Here is a 21419-nt window from a genome sequence, read left to right on the forward strand (position 1 = left end):
TTGAAATCGAATAGGAGGTAGCCAGATGAGGAAGGGAGATCTTGGAATCGATCTTGGAACATCAAGTTTGCTGGTTTACCAGAAAGACAAAGGGATAGTTATAGATGAACCTTCAGTGATAGCTGTTGACAGAAAAACAAAGAAAATCATAGCCATAGGATTGCAAGCTAAGGAAATGATCGGTAAAACCCCAAAAGATATCATGGCTGTACGTCCTGTCAGGGATGGTGTTATAGCCGACTATCACATAATCGAACAGGCTTTGAAAGAACTTTTAGGAAGAACGAAACCGCGTTTTTCTTTTTACCGCCCTTCTGTAATTGTTGGAGTGCCAGCCAAGGTAACCAGTGTCGAAAGGCGGGCGGTTATCGAAGCTGCGACTAGCGCCGGAGCAGGACGTGTTTACCTGGTTCTGGAACCGGTAGCGGCTGCCATCGGTGCGGGGCTGGATATATTTGATTCCACGGGAAATCTTGTGGTGGACATCGGTGGTGGGACCAGCGACATTGCTGTTATAAGTCTGGGCGGGATAGTTGTATCTCGTTCTTTAAGAGTTGCTGGTGACGCTATGAACGAAGCAATAATAAAATATGTCAAAAGAAAATACAAATTCCACATCGGTGAGACCACAGCTGAAGAGGTAAAAATCAGGATAGGTAAAGCTTTCCCAACATTGGAAAATTACGAGCTTGAAGTGAAAGGTAGAGATGCCGTTAACGGCTTGCCCGGGAATTTGAGGCTAACTTCTGAAGATGTTCTTGAAGCGATTACACCTATACTTCAGGAGCTTATCGTAAATCTAAGACAGGCCCTTGAAGAGACACCCCCAGAGATAGCTTCGGATATCATTGATGGAGGAATTGTTCTTGCTGGTGGTGGTTCAATGATTCGGGGACTGCCCGAGCTTTTTATTCAAGAAACCGGTATATCAACCATAGTAGCTCCTGATCCTCGAACATGTGTTGCTTATGGTCTTGGAAAACTATTGGATGAAGAAAAAAATCTCGAACGTGTTGCCGTGAAAGCAGGCAGATAGATTCAGGTGTTGCTTTCTATCTTCTTGCCTTCCAATTTGCTAATAGCGATGGAAAGCATTGCTCCCAGAACCAAACCTACAGATATCTCAAAGAATCTTGTTTCTTTCCCCGGCCTCGACAGGAGATCGGGGAAGGAACCTAGCATTAGTCCCATAAGAAAACTGAAAGTCTTTCCTGGCATCTTTTTAAGTAGCATTCTTATGATTCTCGTTATGAATATCGTTCCTATGACTATTCCAACTGCTACAAAGAGAAGGATCAACAGGTCAAGGTCGTTAATAGCGGAAATGATCCTTTCATATTCTCCCATTATCAGCAGCACAAAAGAGCCACTGAGTCCTGGTAAAATCATCGATGCGGCCCCCACAAACCCTGCCAGCCAATCGTAAAGTAAAAGAGAGATTGAATGGTTTGAATGAGCAGGATAGCCCGCATTTGGAACGTTTCCCCAGAGCGACAACAAAAGCACTAAAAGTACTCCAGCAACAAGGGAAATAATCTTTTTTGGAGTAAACTTTCCGATTCTTATGTATACGCTTGGAATTCCTCCAGCAACAAGCCCGGCGAAAAAACCATATGTTAATGATGGAAAAGTGTCAATGGAGTACTCAACCAGGCGGGAAAATGCAAATATCCCGACCGCTATTCCTGCAACAAGTTGAAAGAGAAACAGAAGATCTTTCTTCTTAAATTTCAGTTCAGTCAGAGTTGCAATTGAATTCATAAGCCTTCCGTATATTCCACTAACGAGTGCAATTGTTCCACCACTGACACCTGGAATGAGGTTTGCTATCCCCATCAATAAGCCTATCAAAGAGTTAATCAAAAAGGCACCTCCTTCTTGCATATTTTAACAAAACTACCAGTTTTTGTAAAACCTACTAATAAAGTCGGTATTATGATACAATTAGTAAGGCAAATATCGAGATCCGAGAACCGAGAGACCGAGAGGGCGAGAATCGGTAGTCGCTGCGCGACCGAGGCTCACGACGTTGTCAATTAGCGAAGCGACACGAACCGCAAGCGGTTGTAACGAACTCCTGCGGAGTTGACTCGAACCACTACGTGGTTGTTCCGAACTGCTTCGCAGTTGATAAGCGCTGAGATGAAAAGAGAGAATAAAAGAACGAAGTTGGATGTTGGAGATCGGAGATTAGATAAAGAGCGGGTATAGGGTCTAGAGTATAGAAAGTTCAAAAACTAACAACTATCAACTGACAACTGGCAACTGAGAAATCGGGTGTAGGGTTTAGAAAAAAAGACGTACAGCGCACAACGTATAACCAACAACGTTTTCACGCGCTAGCGGGCATACCGGATCTCGGTTCTCGAATTCTTGGATCTCGAAAGTATTGGAGGGATTATGATGAGTTTACTCGAGATAAGGAATCTTCGTGCTGGTCTTGTTGAAGAAAACAAGGAGATTTTGAAAGGTGTAAATTTGAGCGTAAAACAGGGAGAAATCCACGCAATAATGGGACCCAACGGCAGCGGGAAATCCACGCTTGCCAATGTAATAATGGGAAATCCAAAGTATAAGGTTATAGATGGAGAGATTCTTTTCGAGGGAGAAAGTATTCTGGATCTTCCCGTAGACGAAAGAGCTAGAAGAGGTATTTTCCTTTCTTTCCAGTACCCACAGGAGATTCCCGGTATCAGAACGAGAAACTTTCTTATTTCTGTTAAGCAGTTCATGGGTTCTAAAGAACCGATGCTGAGGTTAAGTAGAGAGATTGAACGTTTCTCAGCAGAAGTGGCTCTTGATAAAGCTTTTCTGGACAGGTACCTGAACGTTGGGTTTTCTGGCGGGGAGAAAAAGAAGAGCGAAATCCTTCAGATGGCTTTTCTAAAGCCTAAGCTGGCGATCCTGGATGAAATTGATTCAGGGCTTGATGTTGATGCTTTAAAGACAGTGGCAGAAGCGATAATGAGGTTTAAAACAGAGGATATGGCAATTATTCTCATAACCCATTATGAAAGGCTTCTTGAATACATAAAGCCCGATGTTGTGCACGTTTATGTGGATGGGCGGGTTATTATTAGTGACGGTGCGGAACTTGCCAGAAAAGTGGAAGAAAAGGGATATGGTTTTCTAACGGAAAGGGTTTAGAGGTGGTAGTATGAGCGAGAAAATTCATATAGATGATTCGCGATTTAATTTTCGAACTGATACGAGTTATCAATATAAGAGCGCCCCGGGTTTGAACAAAGAAATTATTCGTGATATTTCCCGACATAAAGATGAGCCACACTGGATGTTAGAGAAACGTCTCGAATCGTTGAGAATATTCGAGGAACTTCACGATCCAAATTTCGGTGTCGATACCAGTTCTCTCGATATCGGGGAAATAATTCCCTATTTGAAACCTGATGCTGGAAAAGAGACCTCATGGGAAGAGGTGCCTGATGAAATAAAAGAGACCTTCGAAAAGCTTGGTATTCCTCAGGCCGAAAGGAAAGCCCTTGCTGGAGTTGGAGCCCAGTATGATTCTGAGGTCGTGTATCAGCATATAAAGAATGAACTCGAGGAAATCGGTGTCATCTTTCTTGATATGGAAACGGCGGTAAAAAAATATCCTGAGCTGGTGAAAAAGTATTTCATGAGGCTGGTCCCGGCGACAGACCATAAATATGCGGCTTTACACGGAGCTATCTGGAGCGGTGGCTCTTTTGTTTATGTTCCGGAAAATGTCAGAGTTCCGCTCCCTCTACAGGCGTATTTCAGAATGAATATGGCGGGGACCGGGCAGTTTGAGCACACGCTCATAATCGCTGACAGGGGAAGCGAGTTACACTTCATTGAAGGATGTTCAGCGCCGCGATACAATGTTCATAATCTTCACGCAGGAATGGTGGAGATATATGTTATGGAGGGTGCCAAGGTCAGATACTCAACAATACAGAACTGGTCGAAAAACACCTACAACCTCAATACAAAGCGGGCTCTCGTTGAAAAAGATGGCGTGATGGAATGGGTATCCGGTTCTATGGGAAGTATGAAGACCATGCTTTATCCGACGACGATACTTAATGGTGAAGGTGCCAGAGCCCAGCATCTTGCTATAACATATGCCGGACCCGGCCAACATATGGATACGGGCTCCAAGGTTGTTCACCTTGCCCCCAATACCAGTTCAACTGTTGATGCGAGAAGTATAAGTATCGGAGGAGGCTGGGCTTTCTATCGAGGACTCTTATATGTTTCGGAGAATGCGGAAAGTACCAAAGCCTCCGTACAGTGTACAGCTCTTATGATGGACAATGATTCAAAATCAGATACTGTTCCTATAATAGATGTAAGGACGGATAAGGCCGATATCGGTCACGAGGCACGGATTGGAAGAATCAGTGAAGATCAGATTTATTACCTGATGACAAGGGGACTTTCTGAGGCCGAAGCGAGAGCCATGATCGTTCGAGGGTTTATGGAACCGATTACGAGAGAGCTGCCCATTGAATACGCTGTTGAATTGAATCGGCTCATAAATCTTGAAATTGAGAGCAGCATAGGTTAGGAGTGGTGTGCAGTGGAAAAGACATTGAACCTCGTCCATAATGAGTTCAAAATGGTCGAACCTGTAATAGAAAGGAAAAGCTTACCAGATTATGACTTGAGCGTGTTTGAGGTTTCGATAAAAAACACGTCGGAGTATGCGGAGGTTTTTAAACGTAAGAGTTTTGATAAATACCGTAAACTTAAATTTCCCGTATGGAAGCGTGCTAAGTTAGATGGGTTTAAGCTTCCGGAGTACCCTGAAATGACCGAGCTTGAAATAAATGGTCCGAAGATCTGGAAACCTTTTAACCTCATGGGTGCTGAGGATTATGAACTTCTGGAAAAGCTAGAATTCCAGGGTTCAGACGAGAAGTTTGTGCTCCTTTCAGATACCTTTTCTTCGTCAGGTGTCATAGTCAGAACAGAACCCGGAAAATACTACGAGACCCCGCTTGAGGTAAAGCGTTATGGTAAAGCTTCGATAGCTTCCAGCCTTTTTTATGTTTCGAGAGGTTCTTTTCTGACACTCATAATAAACAATTCTGAAGAAGCGGAATTCGTATCTGAAGCCAGCAGATTTTATATCGAAGATAACGCAAACCTGAACATACTTTTCCTTCAGAATGATTCTTTAAGGGGATACAACTTCAGTAATAATTTTTATATTTTGGGGGAAAACGCAAAACTCAGGATCTACGATGTTTTGCTTGATGGCAATGTATCTGCACCATATCATCTGGTGAAGGTCATCGGGAAAAGGACAGAGGTCAATATTCTGTCAGCATTTTTTGCTTCCGGGGGTATGGTAATCGATGCGCTGTACACGACGAGGCTTGTCGCCCCGGAATCCACTGCTAAAATTAAGGGTATAGGTGCTGTTGCCGGTGGATCGAAGGTCGTTTTCAGGGGAACGGTTGACATAAAAAAAGGTGCGAAGAATTCTTCGGGTGATGAGCACAGTGATGTTATCATTCTTTCAAAAGAAGCGATAGTTCAGGCGATTCCCAGTTTGCTCGTTGATGAAAATGAAGTCAATGCATCGCACGCAGCCAGTGTTGGAACCATCGATGCAGAAAAGATGTATTATTTGATGTCGAGAGGATTACCAGAAGAGGAGGCCCTTAAACTCATAGTTATGGGAAGTTTTAATCCTGTCTTAGAAAAGATAGCAGATGAATTTGGTAAAGATTATGCAAGGAGGGTTTACGATGTTATCCAGGAACGAATTGAATGATCTTGCGAAAAGCATAAAAAGAGATTTTCCTATATTTGAAATCCATCCGGGGCTTGTATATCTAGATAACGCTGCGACAACTCAAAAACCAGCCTCTGTAATAGAAAGACAAAGCAGGTTTTATGATCATTCTAACGCTAACGTGCACAGAGCTGTTCATTCCCTGGCCGAGGAGGCAACAGACCTGTATGAGCAAGCCAGACAAAGGATAGCCAGCTTCATAAATTCCAGGTCCGAAGAGGTTATCTTCACTCGAGGAACCACGGAATCTATTAATCTTCTTGCTTATTCTTTTGCTAAATCCGGGATGGTGAAGAGCTTTGTGGTTCCAACATTTGAACATCACAGTAATTATGTTCCATGGCAGCAGATCTCCAAGATATTTGGTATCAAGTTTTTACCCTTAAGATTGGATGGATTGGAAGTTCCGTTAGAAAAGATCAAAGAATCGCTAGAAACGTTGAAGGACCCTTTTGTCTTTTCTATGACGGGGTTAACGAATGCATTGGGCAAAAGGACCCCTTTCGAGGAAATCGTAAAACTCGTACATGAGCATGGCGGTTATTTTATTCTTGATGGTGCTCAGTTGATTCCACATGAGCCTTTTGATTTTGCCGGAACCGGGGTTGACTTTTTGGCTTTCTCCGGGCACAAGATGCTTGGGCCGATGGGGATTGGAGTCCTTGTGGGGAAAGAAGAGATACTCAAGCGATTGCCTCCATTTCTTTATGGTGGAGAAATGATCGATAGGGTAGGTATGGAAGATACCAGTTTCGCTCCTTTGCCGTACAAATTTGAGGCTGGTACGCAGAACGTTGCTGGCGCTATAGTTTTAGCAACAGCAATTGACTATCTTGAAAAATTTGATAGAGAAGAATTAAAGAACCACATTCAGAACCTTACCGATTATGCCAGAGAAAAAATCTCCTCTATAGACGGCCTCAGGATTTACAGTCCTTCTGATTCACATGGGATCATTAGTTTCGCTCATGATAATATCCATTCTCATGATCTCGCCGAACTTTTGAGCAGACTTTCCGGGGTTGCCGTAAGAAGTGGGCATCATTGTGCCCAACTTCAATTAAAGGAACTTGGGGTTGTCTCCCTTTGTAGAGCTTCTTTCTACATTTACAATGTTTTTGAAGATGTTGATAGGCTTGCGGAAGGGATAAGGAAAGCTTTGAGGTGGTTTGCATGAGTGTAGAGGATCTTTATTCTGAATTTATTTTATATCATTACAAGAACTCACCTTACAAAGGTGTACTGGAAGACGCAACCAATGATGAAGAAGGGAAGAACCTTTCCTGTGGTGATCAGATACATGTTTATGTGAAGTTTAATGACAACAAAATTGAGACAATATCCTTTGATGGGCATGGTTGCGCCATAAGTATGGCATCGGCTTCAATAATGGCAGAAACCCTTTCGGGAAAATCAGTAGAAGAGGCCAGACTGATCATGGAGGAATTTTTTAAAATGCTGAAGGGAGAGAATCACAATTTAGATATTCTAGGAGATGCTGCTATCTTTGACAACGTGAAGAGGTTTCCAATGAGAGTTAAATGTGCTTCACTTGCCTGGAGAACATTAGAGAGAATAATTGACGAAAGGGAACAAAAAAAGGCCGGTGAATAACACCGGCTTAATGTCCTTTTTTCCTGCTGAAGTAACCCCTGCCGTAATTATACATTTTTTTTACCGGTAATTTCAACATTTAGTAGAATAATGAAGGAGTTCGATCCCTGTAGAATGAAGTGTTTCATCTGAAATCCTTGACTTAAAACAATATTTTTAGTATAGTTGAATAGTCCGTAAGGACGTAATGCAAGCCCCACAAAAGGGGTGTAACTGAGGAGGAGTAAAATGAAAGGTACAGTCAAGTGGTTCAGCGGTAAGAAGGGCTACGGCTTTATCACTATGGACGATGGTGGGGATATTTTCGTTCATTTCAGTGCCATTGAAATGGATGGTTACAAGACGCTTAACGAAGGTCAGAGAGTTGAATTTGAGATTGAAGAAGGCCCGAAAGGTCGTCCACAAGCCGCAAAGGTTAGAGTCATAGAATGAAACAAAAATCATAAAATAAGGCGCCTGTTTCGGCGCCTTTCTTTTTTTTGTCTCTCTTTTATCTGGTGAATCTTTACAAACTGCCCAGGTATTTTTCAAGGCCTAACCTGATTATCTCACAGGCTTTTCGAAGGTTTTCTGCGGAGAGGACGTAAGCGATTCTTATTTCAGATGCTCCCATTCCCGGAGTCGCGTAAAAGCCTTGTAAAGGAGCGACCATAGTGGTTTCTCCACCAACATCAAAATCGGTTAACATCCAGCGCACGAAATCTTCCGAGTTTTTCACGGGTAGTTTTACGGAGATATAAAAAGCTCCTTCTGGTTTTTGCATTATCACTCCATCTATCTTCGAGAGTTCTTCAAAAACAATATCCCTTCGTTTCTGGTATTCTTCCCTTATGTTGTCGGTGTAATCTTTACCGAGGTTGAGAAGTCCTATTGTCCCCACCTGTGCCATTGTCGGGGGTGAAAGCCTTGCCTGAGCGAATTTCATGACGGTATTGTACAGTTCTTTGTTTTTGGTAAGAAAAGTTCCTACACGTGCACCGCAGGCACTGTATCTTTTCGAAATGCTGTCCACAATGATGATTCTTTCGCTCTCATCCAGCGACAAAACAGGAACGGTGTTTTTCCCATCAAAAACGAATTCCCTGTACACCTCATCTGTTATAACAAAAAGATCGTGAGCTCTGGCAAAGTCAAGCAGAGCTTCTAGCTCTTCTCTGGTGTAAACCACACCTGTGGGGTTGGAAGGGTTGGAAAATATTATTCCCCGGGTTTTATTACTCAGAGCTTTTTCGAAGAGCTCTATAGGTGGTAATCTGTAACCGTCGGTTACGTTGGCACTTACGGGAACAAGTTTTACATTGAGCATACTGGCAAAACCTTTGTAATTGGCGTAGAAAGGCTCTATGACAATCAGCTCATCACCTGGATCAGCTATACTTCCTATAGCAAATATAATTGCTTCGCTTCCGCCATTGGTGACTATAATCTCATCCGGGCTGACGTCGATTCCCCAGGAACGGTAGTATTTTGAGAAAGCTTCTCTGAGGTTGTAGATGCCAGCTGAATGTGAATAGGCGACAACCTCTTCAGAGTGATTGCGAATAGCATTGAAGAAAACTTCTGGGGTTGGAATGTCCGGTTGCCCGATGTTGAGATGGTAAACCTTTATTCCTCGCTTTTTTGCGATTTCGGCATAAGGCACAAGCTTCCTTATGGGCGATGCTGGCATGTTCACACCGCGAGAAGAGATTTTCATTACTTTCCCTCCATTCAATATTTAATTATTTAATTATTTTACCGACATTTCGTACACATCCATCCAGTCACTTCCAGTACCTTCGGGATCGTTGTTTTCTTCGTTAGATAATGAAAGTGTGAACTCCTTTTCCAGGATTTTCCTTTCTTCCAGAAAAATGGTGACACGAAATGATACAGGTTGTTCTCCTCTACAATAATGAACGCGTATCTTATAATTTCCGGGAACCACCGCATCTGCAGCCAGGGTGTATATCTCTTTGCCCGGACCTTTTTGGGAATCTTCGGTCAAAGTTCCAAGATTCTTTGGGTTTAAAAAATACACGTATTCATCGGGTTCAAAGACGTAGAGATCCAGATCTGCATCCTGTTTTTCCCATTCCAGGCACACTTTAAAAAAAATCTTTGTGCTTCTTTCACAGATTATGCGTATGTTTTTTTCATCTTCTCCCCAGATAGATGAGGCCGCTATTTTCAGGTTGTGGATTCCCGGGGTCGGAAAGAGAGAGAGGCTAAAAGAACTTCCATCAACGGTAATCTCTATGGGTTCAGCACCAAGGTACGCTGAAAGTCTATCGAAGGGGCCGATAATTGTTCCGGAAATTGCCAATTCTTCTCCTTCTGGAATCACCAGTTCGTTATCAGGAACTTCTAACTGAATTTTCGGAGGGTTTTTATACGCAGCGAAAAAATCGGCTTTTGTTTTTCCGATCTTCACCTCATGAAATCCGGTGAAAAGATCATGTGAGTTAAAGGTTACTTGGTAATATACCTCATGCAACTCTTCGAGTGTGTCTGCTAAGAATACGGCATTTTCGTAATCAAACAAACCGCCTCCAGTTTCTCTGGCAATTGATAGCAGAGAAACGATATTTTCAGACAGACCGCCGCTGGTTATTAGAAATAGTGGAATTCCTTTGGAGAGCAAAACGGATTCCAATGAATCCAGTAGATCAATTTCAATATGGATTTCTTCATCGGTAATCAGAAAAAGGATGGAAGGGTTATTTTCCATTTCGAGAATATTTAAGATAATCGTAATCGGTCTTTCGAAACTTTCGCCAACATTCTCGAAGGTTTTTCTCACGAGGGGGAGGAGCTCTTCGTGGTTTTGTGTAACGGATAGGTAATTCATGCTGTCGGCAAAACCGACAATGTGATAGACAAGATCGCCGCTAAAAAGCTGAGAGACCACGTTGGATACGGTTATTATCGAATTTTTGACATCTTCAATATAAGGATTCATCGAACCGGAATTGTCGATAATGAAATAAACATTCAGTTGGTCCAATGGCGAAGATGAGACAATTTCCCATTTAGCACCTACTATTTCACCGTCATCTTCTATCACAGGATAAGATCCCGTTGGAAAGCCTTTGAAATGCACAAACAAGCTAATTGCAGGATAAGCACTGGCATCGACCGATTCAAGATGCCAGCCTCCCAACACGATTTCTGATAGTATTAAAAAGATTAAAAGAAACTTCTTGATCATTTTCCTTCACCAATTTGTAGTTCTATTTTTTCTCCTGATTCAAAGCGTAATTCAATCAGACCGTTGGCTTTCGGTGTTGTTCCGATGATTGATTTTACACCGGGGAAGTAGTCGTAGTAAATACCTTTTCTTTCCTCAAAATATCTTCCACTGCCAGGTGGGGTTTGAGCGTAGAAATTTTTGGTTGGCATTATGATGACATCTGCAGCATTTAGAGGGATGTTGTATCCGGTGAGGAGTAATTCAGTATCTCCGTCAGCATTGTAATCAAAAAATTCCATACTGTTGAAGGAGCCTGGATGCCAGAGCTCAGCTTTGAGCTCCCCGCGTCTTGTTAAACAGGTTACTACTGAATAGGTCGGTTCTCCCGAATCTTCATCGAATGAATTAAAGAAAATTGCTATGGTTAACCCTTCTGAATCAGTGAAGATTGAAACATTCTTCCCACATTCATTCGTTTTGTTTTTTGAATCTTTTTCAAAGTCATAGTTTGGCAGGAATCCAAAGACATTTTTTTCTCCAAAGTTGTATTCCCATAGAATTCTATTATCAGAACTGAGAGCTGTGATGACGATATTACTTTTAGCAGGATCAGATCTCACTTTTAGTTTTCTAAAAAGGAGTACATCATCTACGCTGTCATTGTTCAGATCTACCCGTTTAAATTTAATTTCCTCAGTGTTTTCAAACTCCCGGAGCCATACTTTGTTGCGTTTTAAGTTGTCTGAGAAAGCCTCGACAATGTTACCTGATACGTTGAAATAAACCTGCTCAGGAACTTTTGGTTTTTTCCACTCAGAAAGTCTGGAATAATTGAACCCTTTCAATTGTCTTACGGCAAACATCTCGTAGTTCTTGTCTGGTAGTATTTTTATAACTCCCGTCGAATAAACAGTTGCTATATGCTCGACCTTTCCCGAGGAATCTTTACCCCATACTTCGTAGAAGGCTTTCTCCAGCGGGAAGAGGGTCAGAATGATATAGTCATCTTTTAAATAAGCGGATTCAATTGCAGGAGAATCAACGATCCTTTCCTGAAGTTCCAGCAATGTTTTTAAGAATTTACCAAACAATTTTTTCCCGGTATTTCCGATGTAAACATCAGAAGTGAATAGATCGCCGATGTACGCAATTATTGAATTCTTTATATTCCAGACCAATGGAACATAATAAGGAATAAGTTCAGTTTTTCTGGTTTTTTCTGAGACGATGGCAGAATCCATAAGGATCAAAGGAAGGTTGTATTCAGTAAATCCAGCGACGCTGAGGGTACTGACGCCATCAGGATAATTGACCAGGGAAAGGTCCAGCAAATTTTCAGTAGAAAGCTCTGCATCGTGAATCATAGCCAATGTTGGAAGAGCTACGTTGTCGAAAAGAGCGTCGGGATCATAATAGATGTTGGTGGGGATAACATAGCTTTTAGCAGGAATGGCTACATCGTAGGTTGTGATCATTCCGATACCTTCCAGTACGTACAGTGCCCCGCCGGAAAGCAAGATTTTCACGCCATTGTCTATAGCAACATTTATGACGTTCTTGAGGTAGTCGTTAAACAGTTTTTGAATCTCAAGTCTGCTGAGATTCGAGAATCCAATGAACAATATTCTGGAGTTCTTGATTATTTCTGGATTTCTTTTCAGTTTTTCCAGAGAGACCGGTTTGCTTTCAATTCCGAAGGAGTTGAAAAATTGCCTGACTTCATCGGTGGAACTTTTTACATTATTGACTATGAGGGCATCCTTGATTTCAGAGAACCTACGAACGATGAATATCGGAGAGGAAACTCTGAATTTCTTTGTGGTGTCAAAATCCTGCAAATCAACGCCATTAACGATCCATCCATCAAACAACATGGGTTCGGGTTCCCGGGCATCGAGAGTCAAAAGCCTGCCAGCCTCAACCCAATAGATCTTTTCTTTTCCAATGTAGTTGCCATTTTCATCGACATCTCTAACAACCACTTTCACAAACTTTTTGAAAAGAGCTGAAACGGTTGTGGGTTCATTCAGGGTAACGGTAATGGTAGGATCCTGACAGTTGTCGTCCCACTGGAAGAATTCATACTTCGTATCATATCCCTCTATCAGGTCGCTTTCATCTGTTTCAAAAATCAGCCGATTGACAGTGATTGTTACTTTTGAACCGATCCCAAAAGCACCAATAAATCCAGCTTTTCTTTCAACCCCACTTACGTTGAACGTGACGAGGTCCTCAATTTCATCTGGTAAATTCGTTTTTAGCTTCAGAGAAACATCTGGAAGTTTGATTTCAACAGGGGCAAAGTCTCTCCAATCATTGCCTGTGGCATCCGGTGCTGCGTTTTCAGGGTTAGCCTGGCTCTTTTCAAAGGAAAAATCCTTTTCGTAGATAACGTTATTTGAAAGTTTGCCGCTCATTTTAACGATGATCTTACCTTCGATTGTTCCTTCAGCGCCGTTGTTTGCGTAATAGTGGACTCGAGGGATATACAAACCCGGAAGCATTTCTTCGAAGGGAAGTTCATAACTCTCCATTCTTTCTTTTGTTGTGGCATACAATTTTCCCGGAGATTCGGGGTCCATAAAATATATGGTTCTTCCATCCGGGAGAGTGACATAAAGATCCAGGTCAGCTCCTGGATCATTCCATTGGAGAATGAAAAGTAAGGAGTTGCCTTCTGGATACGTTACTCTCGTTTCAACCACGGTTTTTCCGCTGGCATTCTCTGCAACCACAGAGATAATATTCTCACCCGGGAAGAGAAGCAGATTTTCATGAAACTCTCCGTCTGTCAGATTTACCACGTGTTTTTCCACAAATATTTTTTCTCCGGTGGTGCCGATTCTTTCGTGAACAATGGAGACTTCATCTAAATCTTCACCTTCAACGATTCCTGACACCAGAGTATATGGTTTTGAAACCACAGTGTTGTGTTCGGGAGTTAAAAGTGTTATTTTCGGTGGTTTTTGATAGGTTAACTTTGCGACCTTCAGATCGAGAAGTTCAAAAATACTTTTATCCATCTGTTTTGGCGCGTCGTTATCTATTATTTTCAATGAAAAGTCAAATACATCCGGTAATTTGCCAAAGGGGAGAGCGAATTCATAGAAGTAGTAACCATTTTGGAGTTTGGAAACTATTTTGAAATCCTGTCTGCTTCCATTCAGGATGATATGAGGATCAACATTCATAAAGTTTCCAGGGAGAATGCGGATCTTCTGGTCGTTTATTATGATTTCAACGGCATCGCCATAATCGATAGTGCTTATGTCATAGGCTGGAAGAGGTACATCGTCCCTAATCAATAGGAGGCCGTATAAAACCCCGTCATGATAGGCTAGCTTAAAAGCACCACTTAGGTCGACATCGCCGGCAACCGCTTTTCCATGTACCTTTCCGTCGTCGTAGAGGAAACGTATTCCGGGTATGCGATTCCAATCTGTAATATTGCCATCTATTACGGGAATGTCTGAAATTGGTGGTACGTAAACATGGACAGAATTATCTGCAAAAGTTGGGGGTACGTACGTTTTATCATCTCCGGCTGCATTTATCTTAACACTATCTCTGAAATGCGACGTAACATTACTCAGGAACCAAATTTTTTGTAAAGAGCCGTTCTGTTGGGAATAAAGGATGTCCACATCCTTACCATTTTCTTTGACCTCAGAAATTTCTGTCGAAGTAACCGTTAGACATATGACAGGAAATCCAGAAAGGTCTATTTCGAGGATTTGCCCCAATCCTATACCAACTAACAGAAGAATGAAAAAAAGAATTGGCCAGCGTTTGTTCATAGGATTCATACCCCCTACCAAATGTTTTCTATCGGAAATTTCTTACCTGATTCATCGATGAAAACAATTGTTTTCTCCTTTATTTCAAGGTTCTGGAACCCCTTAGCTTTTTCAAATACTTTGTAAAAAATCTCTTCAGCTTTTCGTTGGCCCAGCCCATAGTATGGTATTGCCTGGCCAGAAACCTTCCGACCATCTAAAATGCCAACAACTGTCTGGTAATCAAACTCAGCGTTCTCTCCGGCAAAGACGATTTCGCTAATACCGTCGCCGTTTAGATCGATAACGTAAAGCTCTTTTAGATGCCCAGGGTGATAGTATCTACCTTCTACAATGCCCTCGAGAGATACCACTGCTAATATGGAAGGGAACCACGGAACATGGTTCAACACGACAACAATCTCCGATCGGCCGTCGTCATTTACATCGCCGATTCGAATTCTGGTGATTTCAAAAGAATCGTCAGGCCAGAAAACGGAGTCATCACTTAATTTTACCTTCCACAATAGTTCGCCTTTTTCATTGAATAGGTAGAGGGTTCCCTTATCTGTAGCACCGGTTCCTGCAATTATTTCCCTTGTCCCGTCTCCATCGATATCTTCTACGAGTTTTGTTTTTATGGTGATTCCAAATCTTTCTTGAAGTTCTGTTATATCGATTGCTGCTTGTTGTTGTACCTGAGGCTGCACGATCTTTTTAACGGTTTTTTCGATAATCACCGATTTGGGTTTATCTATGACCCTGAAACTCACCTTTGAGTCATTAGAAAGCCTTCCATCACTGACATGACACTCCATTACATACACTCCGGTGGCTTCCGGTGTTATTAAAAGTTCGGTGGAGGTTGCATTGAGCAATTCACCATTTAATTTCCAATTGTAGTTCAATGCGTCACCATCAGGATCGTGGGCGTCAACGGATAATCTTACGTTTTCACCTGGATACACGATGGGAGGAATCGCTGAAAAGCTATCTATGACCGGCGGGGAGTTAAGTCTTTCCGGAGAAGTATAACTGGCTGTAAGTATCTTATCACCTGCAGAGACTTCTATAAAGTGCTTTCTGTCGAAATCGAAGTTAGGTGTTCGGAATTCAACGAGTCTCGTTCTGAAATTAAGGTTTGCCAGCTCTTCGAAAGCTTTGTTCGGACCAGCTATCTTGAAAATGTTGAAGAACTTTCCACCTAAACTTTCAGAAATTTTCACGTATTCGGGTTCTGGTGGGACGAGTAATAACAGTTCCACCCCTTTTCCGTTCAGTTCGTCAATCAACCCATTGACCGAAACATTCGAGTAAGCAGTTCCGTCTTCAACAAAGTGTGCAGGAGCGTTGGTGATCAGCACAATTACTTTTTTCGCTTTGACATCGAAAGGAAGATTAGAGGCCATAGAAAGGGCATCCAGAGATATCTCGGGATCATCTCCGCCACCAAAAGGCACAACATCTCTAAGCCAGCTAATAAACACATCGTCGCGGGAAGTAAAACCTTTCAGCTCTCTTATCTCATCTCCGAAGGTAACTAACGCATAGCGTAGTCGAAGCCCTTCTTCTTTTAATTTCTTGATGGCCTTTTCCATGAGATCATCCATAATTCCAATTACATTTCTCATGCTTCCTGAAGAATCCAGAACGATAACAATATCCATATCGGAGATAAAAGCTTTGTCCGGTGTTTTAAACCAGAAGTCAACTTCTATTCCGTCCTCTTTAACACAATCTATGGTTGCGTCGGAAGAGATGTAAAAAGAAACTAGAGGATAATGTTTCAGGTCAATCCCGGATATCTGTCCAGAGAACGAACTGGTGAATAGAGCCAGAAATAAAATTAACGCTGACAGGTTAACGATTTTCATGTCTATCACCATCCGATCGTCTTTTGTGAGAGGTTTCCTGCAAGATCTCTGGCTACTACCTTAAGCTTTGAAACATCGTTCATGGAGAAGGTCTTTATTATTTCAAAATGATTCTCCCTGTTATGAATGTCTCCTATACTGTATGTGGTATCACCAATGGAAACGGATTTGATAACGAAGTTGTCAGATACGGTGATTTTTACCATCACTTCGTTCCCTTGTGTGGAGAGTATGGTGGTTTCAATGAGAGGAGGGGCTGAATCAACAAAAATTTCATGTGTTTTTGTGTCTGTAAGACCGTGGATGTCTTCAACCATAACGAAGAAAACCGAATGACCATCAGGGAAGTAACGGGTTTCTTTGAAGGAAAGGTTCTTCCTTCCATAGCACTGCACGACTTTGCTGGAGATATTCCAGTAATCAGCACTTGTTACCACAACGTTAAGTCCCTTGTTGTCTGTCGCGGTGATTGTTATTTCAACGTGATTTCGCTGTGTAACCAGTATTTCAGGAATGTTTGTTTCAACCACAGGACGTTCTTTATCCGGGAGCAAGAGCTCAACAGTGCTAGCATCGTACCAATCGCTGCCATTTGCGGAAGGGCGAGTATTATCTGGATCGAAGTAAGTCAATGTCGCTTCTTTTTCAAAATGTATGCCGAATCCGTTTGCCTTTATCTTGAATTTTACCGGATTAGGTATTTTTTCTGAATGATAGTAATGTACTCTGATTTTGTAGGTTCCTTCGGCTGGAACCTTGTTCTTGCCATAGGAAAGAACATAACGTTCTACCTTTTGTTTACCACCAATGTACTCTCTCTCATCCATGGTTAGATTTCCGCATTCGGAACCTCTGTTAGCGAAATAGACAATATTCTCTCCGGGTTCATACACGTACAGATCGAGATCGGCATCTTCATTATCCCAGCTTAGTTCCACGGTAAGTGCTTCAGTACCATGGAAATAATTCATATGAAGACTTTTTCCACCGATCCCGGTTCTTGATTTTGCAATGACATGGATGGTGTTTTTGCCAGGTTGTAGAGTAATGGGTATTGCAAAGGTTCCACCTTCAATGGTTTTTGGAGGATTCTCGCTGCCGTTAACACTTACCCGGATACTTCCGGTTTCATTCTCGGGTTTTGAGACTTTTCCAGATAATTCAAGGCTTGAGGTTGCTATGGCACCACCGTAATCCTGGTCGAAAATAATTTCTATCCAGTTTAAAGTACCAGCGGTTCTCTTGCCAGCCATATCTATGACAGCGTAATTCAACCCCTTTTTGACTTCTTCAACCGGTATCGAAAACTCCCGGTTTCTTTCGCCATTCAGTTTGAATATCTTTTTTCCGATCTGGAGATATTTGATCCCGGAGTCATCACTGAAGATGAGCTTGACTTTTGTTTCTTCACCTAATATAAGGTCATAGTCGACAACCGGGGCACTTTTATCCACGTACACATACCTGTATGTTATTGTGGTATTTCCAGAACCATCCGTTACTTCTATTTTCAATTCTTTGGATTTTGCAATTTCGACTTCAAATCTATCTGAAACCGTTTGTGGGAGATCGTAATTTTTTGAAAGCCCTTCAACGGTTATCGTTGCGATACCGCTTATATCAGTGGCTGAAACGGTCATTTTTACTTTGCCTGATACGATAGTGCTTTCGAGTTTAACGGATACTTCGGGGCCGTCACTATCACGTTCAACAGTAAAACTTTTCGATGACGAATTTCCGGCCGCATCAATCGCCTCTACTACGATCGTTTTCATGGGTTTATCGTCGAGGAATATTTCATGGATGGCTTCGTAGATTTTCGAGGCGCCCACGTTAACAGGGGTTCCATCTATTAGCACTTTTGAAAGCCGGGTATTGTCGGTGACATGGATATTTAACTTCGCAAAATCTGAACCGGACGTTCTTCGACCGGTAATTGTAATTTCTGGCGCTTTGGTGTCATAAATAACATAGAATTTCTTTTGAGTGATCTTTCCCGAAACGTCAATGACGGTTGCTATGACAGATTTTGTTTTTCTGTCAGTGGTGTATTCAACTCTCTGCAGCTCGTTATCAGGGTCAAAGGCAACTTCTTTGCCGTCAAGCAATACTTTCTCTATCCTGGTATCATCCTTCATTTTGAAGGAGATTATAACGGTATTCTTTGAAGTGAAGAAATAGTCTGCAATGATCAGGGTTGGTGGTTCTAAATCACACACTAGATTGAGTTTTACGCTACCAAGTTTGTTCATTCCTAAATCGAGCATTTTGATTTCCAGTTCGTTCATCCCTTTGATAGACGAATAGACCGTAACTCCGCGGATTGAGGGGCTCATCAGATCAATGTAAAGCGCGAAGGGAATATTGTTTACATTAAAGATAGCGCCGTAAGGTGTAGAGGTAGAAACCCTGATTGGGGTTTTAGTGTTTTCACCCACTGTGAGATTCTTTTGTAATGGTTTTTCCAGGTTCAATAAGCCGTTTATCTTTGCACCGGTAAGTGGATAAAGGAATCTGGTGTCTTCTGGATCGATGCTTTTTAAGGCTATCAGGTTTTTTTGCAATTTATCACGATTTTTACGGGAAGCTTCCAGTAAAATCATGGTTTTCAGAAGGACCTCGTTTTTAGAAGGTTTCAGTGTTTTTCTGGCTAAATAAGACAATGCGTTTTTTATGCCTTCTTCATTCCACACTTTGGTTATTTCCCATGAATACCGCAATTCATCTAAACCGGGGTATTTTTCTGCTGTGGCGATCGCTTCTTTCATTAGTTCTGTATTGGAGGTTGCGAACCCAACCGCAAACAGTGTCCCAAGGGTGATCGGATCACCATACTTTTCGTTTACAATCCTTTCAGCGAGTTTCAGGGCTTTGTCATCCATGGAGTTTCTCAGGTAGGCTTCAGCGATCGCTCTTATTAGATAAGGGTCACGGGCGTTTTCCAGGAATTTATCTGCAATCGCAAGGGTCAATGCGGGTTCATTTAAAAGCGAATAGAATATTTTAAGCGCTGCAACCTTTTCTTCGAAGGCGTGTGGCGAGGAAACAGCTTTGAGCGCCTGCTGACTCAAATCGTATTTTCCGGCAAAAAGATATGCGAGAGATTCGGCTACGAGGATTTCATCGCTGCGGTTTTCTTTCGGTATCGTTTCTATAAATCGTGTAAGATCGATCAACTTAGTTATAGAATTATTGACATATGCGGCTTTAAGAGTTATTTCGACGTACAGTTCTGAAAGTTTTTGTCTCTCGTTTTCATCAATTTTTGCTTTATCCAGGAACGCTTTCAATACTTTGCTGGCTTCTGTATAGTAGCCCCTGGCCAGGTATTCATCAACGATTTCAATAATTGATACAGCTTTCACTGCTTTTCGGGTGAAATAATCAAGTGCCCGGATTTCAACAAAGTAGTTTCCGGCTTCCGGCGGGAGAAGCTCTACGTTAGCAGTGCCTTCAAAGGTAACAGTTTTTTTATCGATGATGTTTTCTGTTTCATCCAGCAATATAATGTCTGTTTTCAGGGGTTCGGTCATTGTTGCCAGTGAAGTTATTCCGATTTCAAATGGAATACCAGCGGTAACAGTGGAAGGAACCGTCATTGAAAGGGAGATCTCAGGCAATGGAATAACAAACACACCTTCTATTGAAGTATCAGGAGTATCCAGTCGTAGTTTGGCCAATCTCGCACCCTGAGTTTTGTATTTTAGTAAATAAATATTCTCAAAGGTTTCGAGAAGACTATTAAAAGCAGTTTTTAGATTATCTATCGTTGGAGATTTCAGGAACATTCCACCGGTAGATCTTGCAAGCGTACCAAGGCTGAACTCGTCTATTCTGGTTCCGAGACCAATTGCAAAAATAACAACATTATTTTCTCTGGCCAGACGGATTACTTCAGATAACGTCTTTTCACTTCCGGGGGCGGTATCTCCATAGTTGGCATCGACTCCGTCAGTAACGAGTATCAAAAATCGTGGACCTGAACGTTCTGAGAGTAGTTCTATGCCTTTTGCAACGGTGTCATAAAGAGGTGTTGCACCTCTTGCTTTTATAATAGCAAGGGCTCTTTTCAGCTGTTCTCTATCGCGGGTGAAGTTTTTTAAAACCTCTATTTCAGTATCGAAAGCGATCAAGGCAAGCTCACTGTTTTCGGGAAGCAGGTCAAGGAAATATGAAGCAGCATCCTTGGCTTTTTCCATAACGGGTTTCATACTTCCACTTCTATCAACTTCAAGGACGAAGTTCAACGAAGGTTCCTTTTTCAACGCTTCCAGACTCTGGAGATCTATCCTTCCTGAAGGTTCAAGAATGTAAGCGTCGCTGTGTAGAAGTACTTCTTCGCTGATAGGTTTATTTATATCTGTGTAAGCTCTGAATAATATCTTTATTTCCGGGTAGTCTTCTATGTTGATATTTAAAAACTCTATTTTTCCTGTTCTCTCACTATAAACCCGATTGAGCAATTGGTATCTTATTTCGCCCAGGTGAGACAGAAAGGTCACCATGAAATCCTGTGAAAAATTTTCTCTTAACCCTTCCACATTAACCTTTGAGCTTCTTGAATAAATGGGGGTATCTGGATCAACGAAGCTGTAAAGCTTTGTGGAGATCTCAAACACATGCACGGTATCTTCATCTTCAGAAGAGATCCGGGTAACCTCCAGTTTAATGTACCAATCGTATCCGACTATTTCGGAGACTTTTTCAGGCGAAAGAGAACCTTCTGATAATTCCACGGAAAGGTTACAGTTTTGTAAAATATTCTCCAGGCTGTTTTTGATTTCTCTGTAAAGCCATTCCCTTGGTTCGAATCTCATTACATCATAACTTAAAAGTATCCTTCCAATCTTTAGTGTGAAATCCTGCCTTATCTTCAGATTGAATGAAAGCTGAACTTTTTGATTTTCCGCTATATAAACATATTTTTCTGAGGGTTCAAATCCTTTAAGTTGCACAGCTACACGGTGGTAACCGGGCACAACCCAGAATTCAAAGGGTGTGTATCCAAGATGAGTACCATCAATATAAACCTTCGCGTCGGATGGATAGGTTTCAACCTGAAGAAGACCGTAAGAAAAAGAGACGACAGAAAATAATACAAACAACGTGAGAAATAATTTTCTCATTGAACCTTCCCCCTTATCTTTCTTTTCTCCATTATATGATAACTTTGATTCATTTCAAAAGATTAAATG

At 41.8% G+C, this 21419-nt stretch carries 13 protein-coding genes; 7 read left to right on the forward strand and 6 right to left on the reverse strand.

All coding sequences use genetic code 11. The annotated features are described in order from the left end of the window. Positions 1 to 25 precede the first annotated feature (25 nt). On the forward strand, positions 26 to 1036 hold the full coding sequence (gene mreB, locus KOLE_RS07475; protein ID WP_015868822.1) for a rod shape-determining protein: 1011 nt from the start codon (positions 26 to 28) through the stop codon (positions 1034 to 1036). Positions 1037 to 1038: 2 nt separating this feature from the next. Here the strand turns inward: mreB and KOLE_RS07480 are convergent, their stop codons facing one another. Then, positions 1039 to 1863, reverse strand: a complete 825-nt coding sequence (locus KOLE_RS07480) for a DUF368 domain-containing protein (protein ID WP_015868823.1) — start codon at positions 1861 to 1863, stop codon at positions 1039 to 1041. Between the two features lie 540 nt (positions 1864 to 2403). On the opposite strand from KOLE_RS07480, the gene sufC reads away from it, so the two are divergent. The 6 genes from sufC to KOLE_RS07510 all read left to right on the forward strand — a co-directional run bounded on the left by sufC (position 2404) and on the right by KOLE_RS07510 (position 7834). After that, positions 2404 to 3147 (forward strand): Fe-S cluster assembly ATPase SufC, encoded by a 744-nt coding sequence (gene sufC / locus KOLE_RS07485; protein WP_015868824.1) that lies wholly within the window; start codon positions 2404 to 2406, stop codon positions 3145 to 3147. Between the two features lie 10 nt (positions 3148 to 3157). Next, on the forward strand, positions 3158 to 4552 hold the full coding sequence (sufB, locus tag KOLE_RS07490) for a Fe-S cluster assembly protein SufB (RefSeq protein WP_015868825.1): 1395 nt from the start codon (positions 3158 to 3160) through the stop codon (positions 4550 to 4552). Positions 4553 to 4564: 12 nt separating this feature from the next. After that, positions 4565 to 5767 (forward strand): SufD family Fe-S cluster assembly protein, encoded by a 1203-nt coding sequence (locus tag KOLE_RS07495; protein WP_015868826.1) that lies wholly within the window; start codon positions 4565 to 4567, stop codon positions 5765 to 5767. Then, entirely contained in the window at positions 5742 to 6965 is a 1224-nt protein-coding gene (locus tag KOLE_RS07500) for an aminotransferase class V-fold PLP-dependent enzyme (protein WP_015868827.1), read from the forward strand. The genes KOLE_RS07495 and KOLE_RS07500 overlap by 26 nt, the downstream gene beginning before the upstream one ends. After that, entirely contained in the window at positions 6962 to 7402 is a 441-nt protein-coding gene (gene sufU, locus KOLE_RS07505; RefSeq protein ID WP_015868828.1) for a Fe-S cluster assembly sulfur transfer protein SufU, read from the forward strand. The genes KOLE_RS07500 and sufU overlap by 4 nt, the downstream gene beginning before the upstream one ends. A 228-nt stretch (positions 7403 to 7630) precedes the next feature. Next, positions 7631 to 7834, forward strand: coding sequence for a cold-shock protein (locus KOLE_RS07510; protein WP_015868829.1), 204 nt, complete (start codon positions 7631 to 7633; stop codon positions 7832 to 7834). Positions 7835 to 7907: 73 nt separating this feature from the next. Here KOLE_RS07510 and KOLE_RS07515 read toward each other — a convergent pair whose 3' ends face one another. From KOLE_RS07515 to KOLE_RS07535, 5 genes are read right to left on the reverse strand one after another with little or no spacing between them, the layout of a single operon-like run. Beyond that, on the reverse strand, positions 7908 to 9098 hold the full coding sequence (locus tag KOLE_RS07515) for a pyridoxal phosphate-dependent aminotransferase (RefSeq protein ID WP_015868830.1): 1191 nt from the start codon (positions 9096 to 9098) through the stop codon (positions 7908 to 7910). Positions 9099 to 9131: 33 nt separating this feature from the next. Further along, positions 9132 to 10592 (reverse strand): vWA domain-containing protein, encoded by a 1461-nt coding sequence (locus tag KOLE_RS07520; protein ID WP_015868831.1) that lies wholly within the window; start codon positions 10590 to 10592, stop codon positions 9132 to 9134. Continuing rightward, a complete protein-coding gene (locus KOLE_RS07525) occupies positions 10589 to 14380 on the reverse strand; it encodes a hypothetical protein (protein ID WP_158303016.1) in 3792 nt (1263 codons plus the stop codon). The genes KOLE_RS07520 and KOLE_RS07525 overlap by 4 nt, the downstream gene beginning before the upstream one ends. A gap of 5 nt (positions 14381 to 14385) precedes the next feature. Then, on the reverse strand, positions 14386 to 16224 hold the full coding sequence (locus KOLE_RS11220) for a VWA domain-containing protein (protein ID WP_015868833.1): 1839 nt from the start codon (positions 16222 to 16224) through the stop codon (positions 14386 to 14388). Between the two features lie 5 nt (positions 16225 to 16229). After that, positions 16230 to 21350, reverse strand: coding sequence for a VWA domain-containing protein (locus KOLE_RS07535; RefSeq protein ID WP_015868834.1), 5121 nt, complete (start codon positions 21348 to 21350; stop codon positions 16230 to 16232). Positions 21351 to 21419 lie beyond the last annotated feature (69 nt).

Source organism: Kosmotoga olearia TBF 19.5.1 (assembly GCF_000023325.1).
Taxonomy (GTDB): Bacteria; Thermotogota; Thermotogae; order Petrotogales; family Kosmotogaceae; genus Kosmotoga; species Kosmotoga olearia.

Excerpts from the sequence above, each read along its gene's own strand:
- mreB (WP_015868822.1), top strand. The coding sequence starts at position 26 with ATGAGGAAGGGAGATCTTGGAATCGATCTTGGAACATCAAGTTTGCTG.
- sufC (WP_015868824.1), top strand. The coding sequence starts at position 2,404 with ATGAGTTTACTCGAGATAAGGAATCTTCGTGCTGGTCTTGTTGAAGAA.
- sufB (WP_015868825.1), top strand. The coding sequence starts at position 3,158 with ATGAGCGAGAAAATTCATATAGATGATTCGCGATTTAATTTTCGAACT.
- KOLE_RS07500 (WP_015868827.1), top strand. The coding sequence starts at position 5,742 with ATGTTATCCAGGAACGAATTGAATGATCTTGCGAAAAGCATAAAAAGA.
- sufU (WP_015868828.1), top strand. The coding sequence starts at position 6,962 with ATGAGTGTAGAGGATCTTTATTCTGAATTTATTTTATATCATTACAAG.
- KOLE_RS07510 (WP_015868829.1), top strand. The coding sequence starts at position 7,631 with ATGAAAGGTACAGTCAAGTGGTTCAGCGGTAAGAAGGGCTACGGCTTT.
- KOLE_RS07515 (WP_015868830.1), bottom strand. The coding sequence starts at position 9,098 with ATGAAAATCTCTTCTCGCGGTGTGAACATGCCAGCATCGCCCATAAGG.
- KOLE_RS07520 (WP_015868831.1), bottom strand. The coding sequence starts at position 10,592 with ATGATCAAGAAGTTTCTTTTAATCTTTTTAATACTATCAGAAATCGTG.
- KOLE_RS07525 (WP_158303016.1), bottom strand. The coding sequence starts at position 14,380 with ATGAATCCTATGAACAAACGCTGGCCAATTCTTTTTTTCATTCTTCTG.
- KOLE_RS11220 (WP_015868833.1), bottom strand. The coding sequence starts at position 16,224 with ATGAAAATCGTTAACCTGTCAGCGTTAATTTTATTTCTGGCTCTATTC.
- KOLE_RS07535 (WP_015868834.1), bottom strand. The coding sequence starts at position 21,350 with ATGAGAAAATTATTTCTCACGTTGTTTGTATTATTTTCTGTCGTCTCT.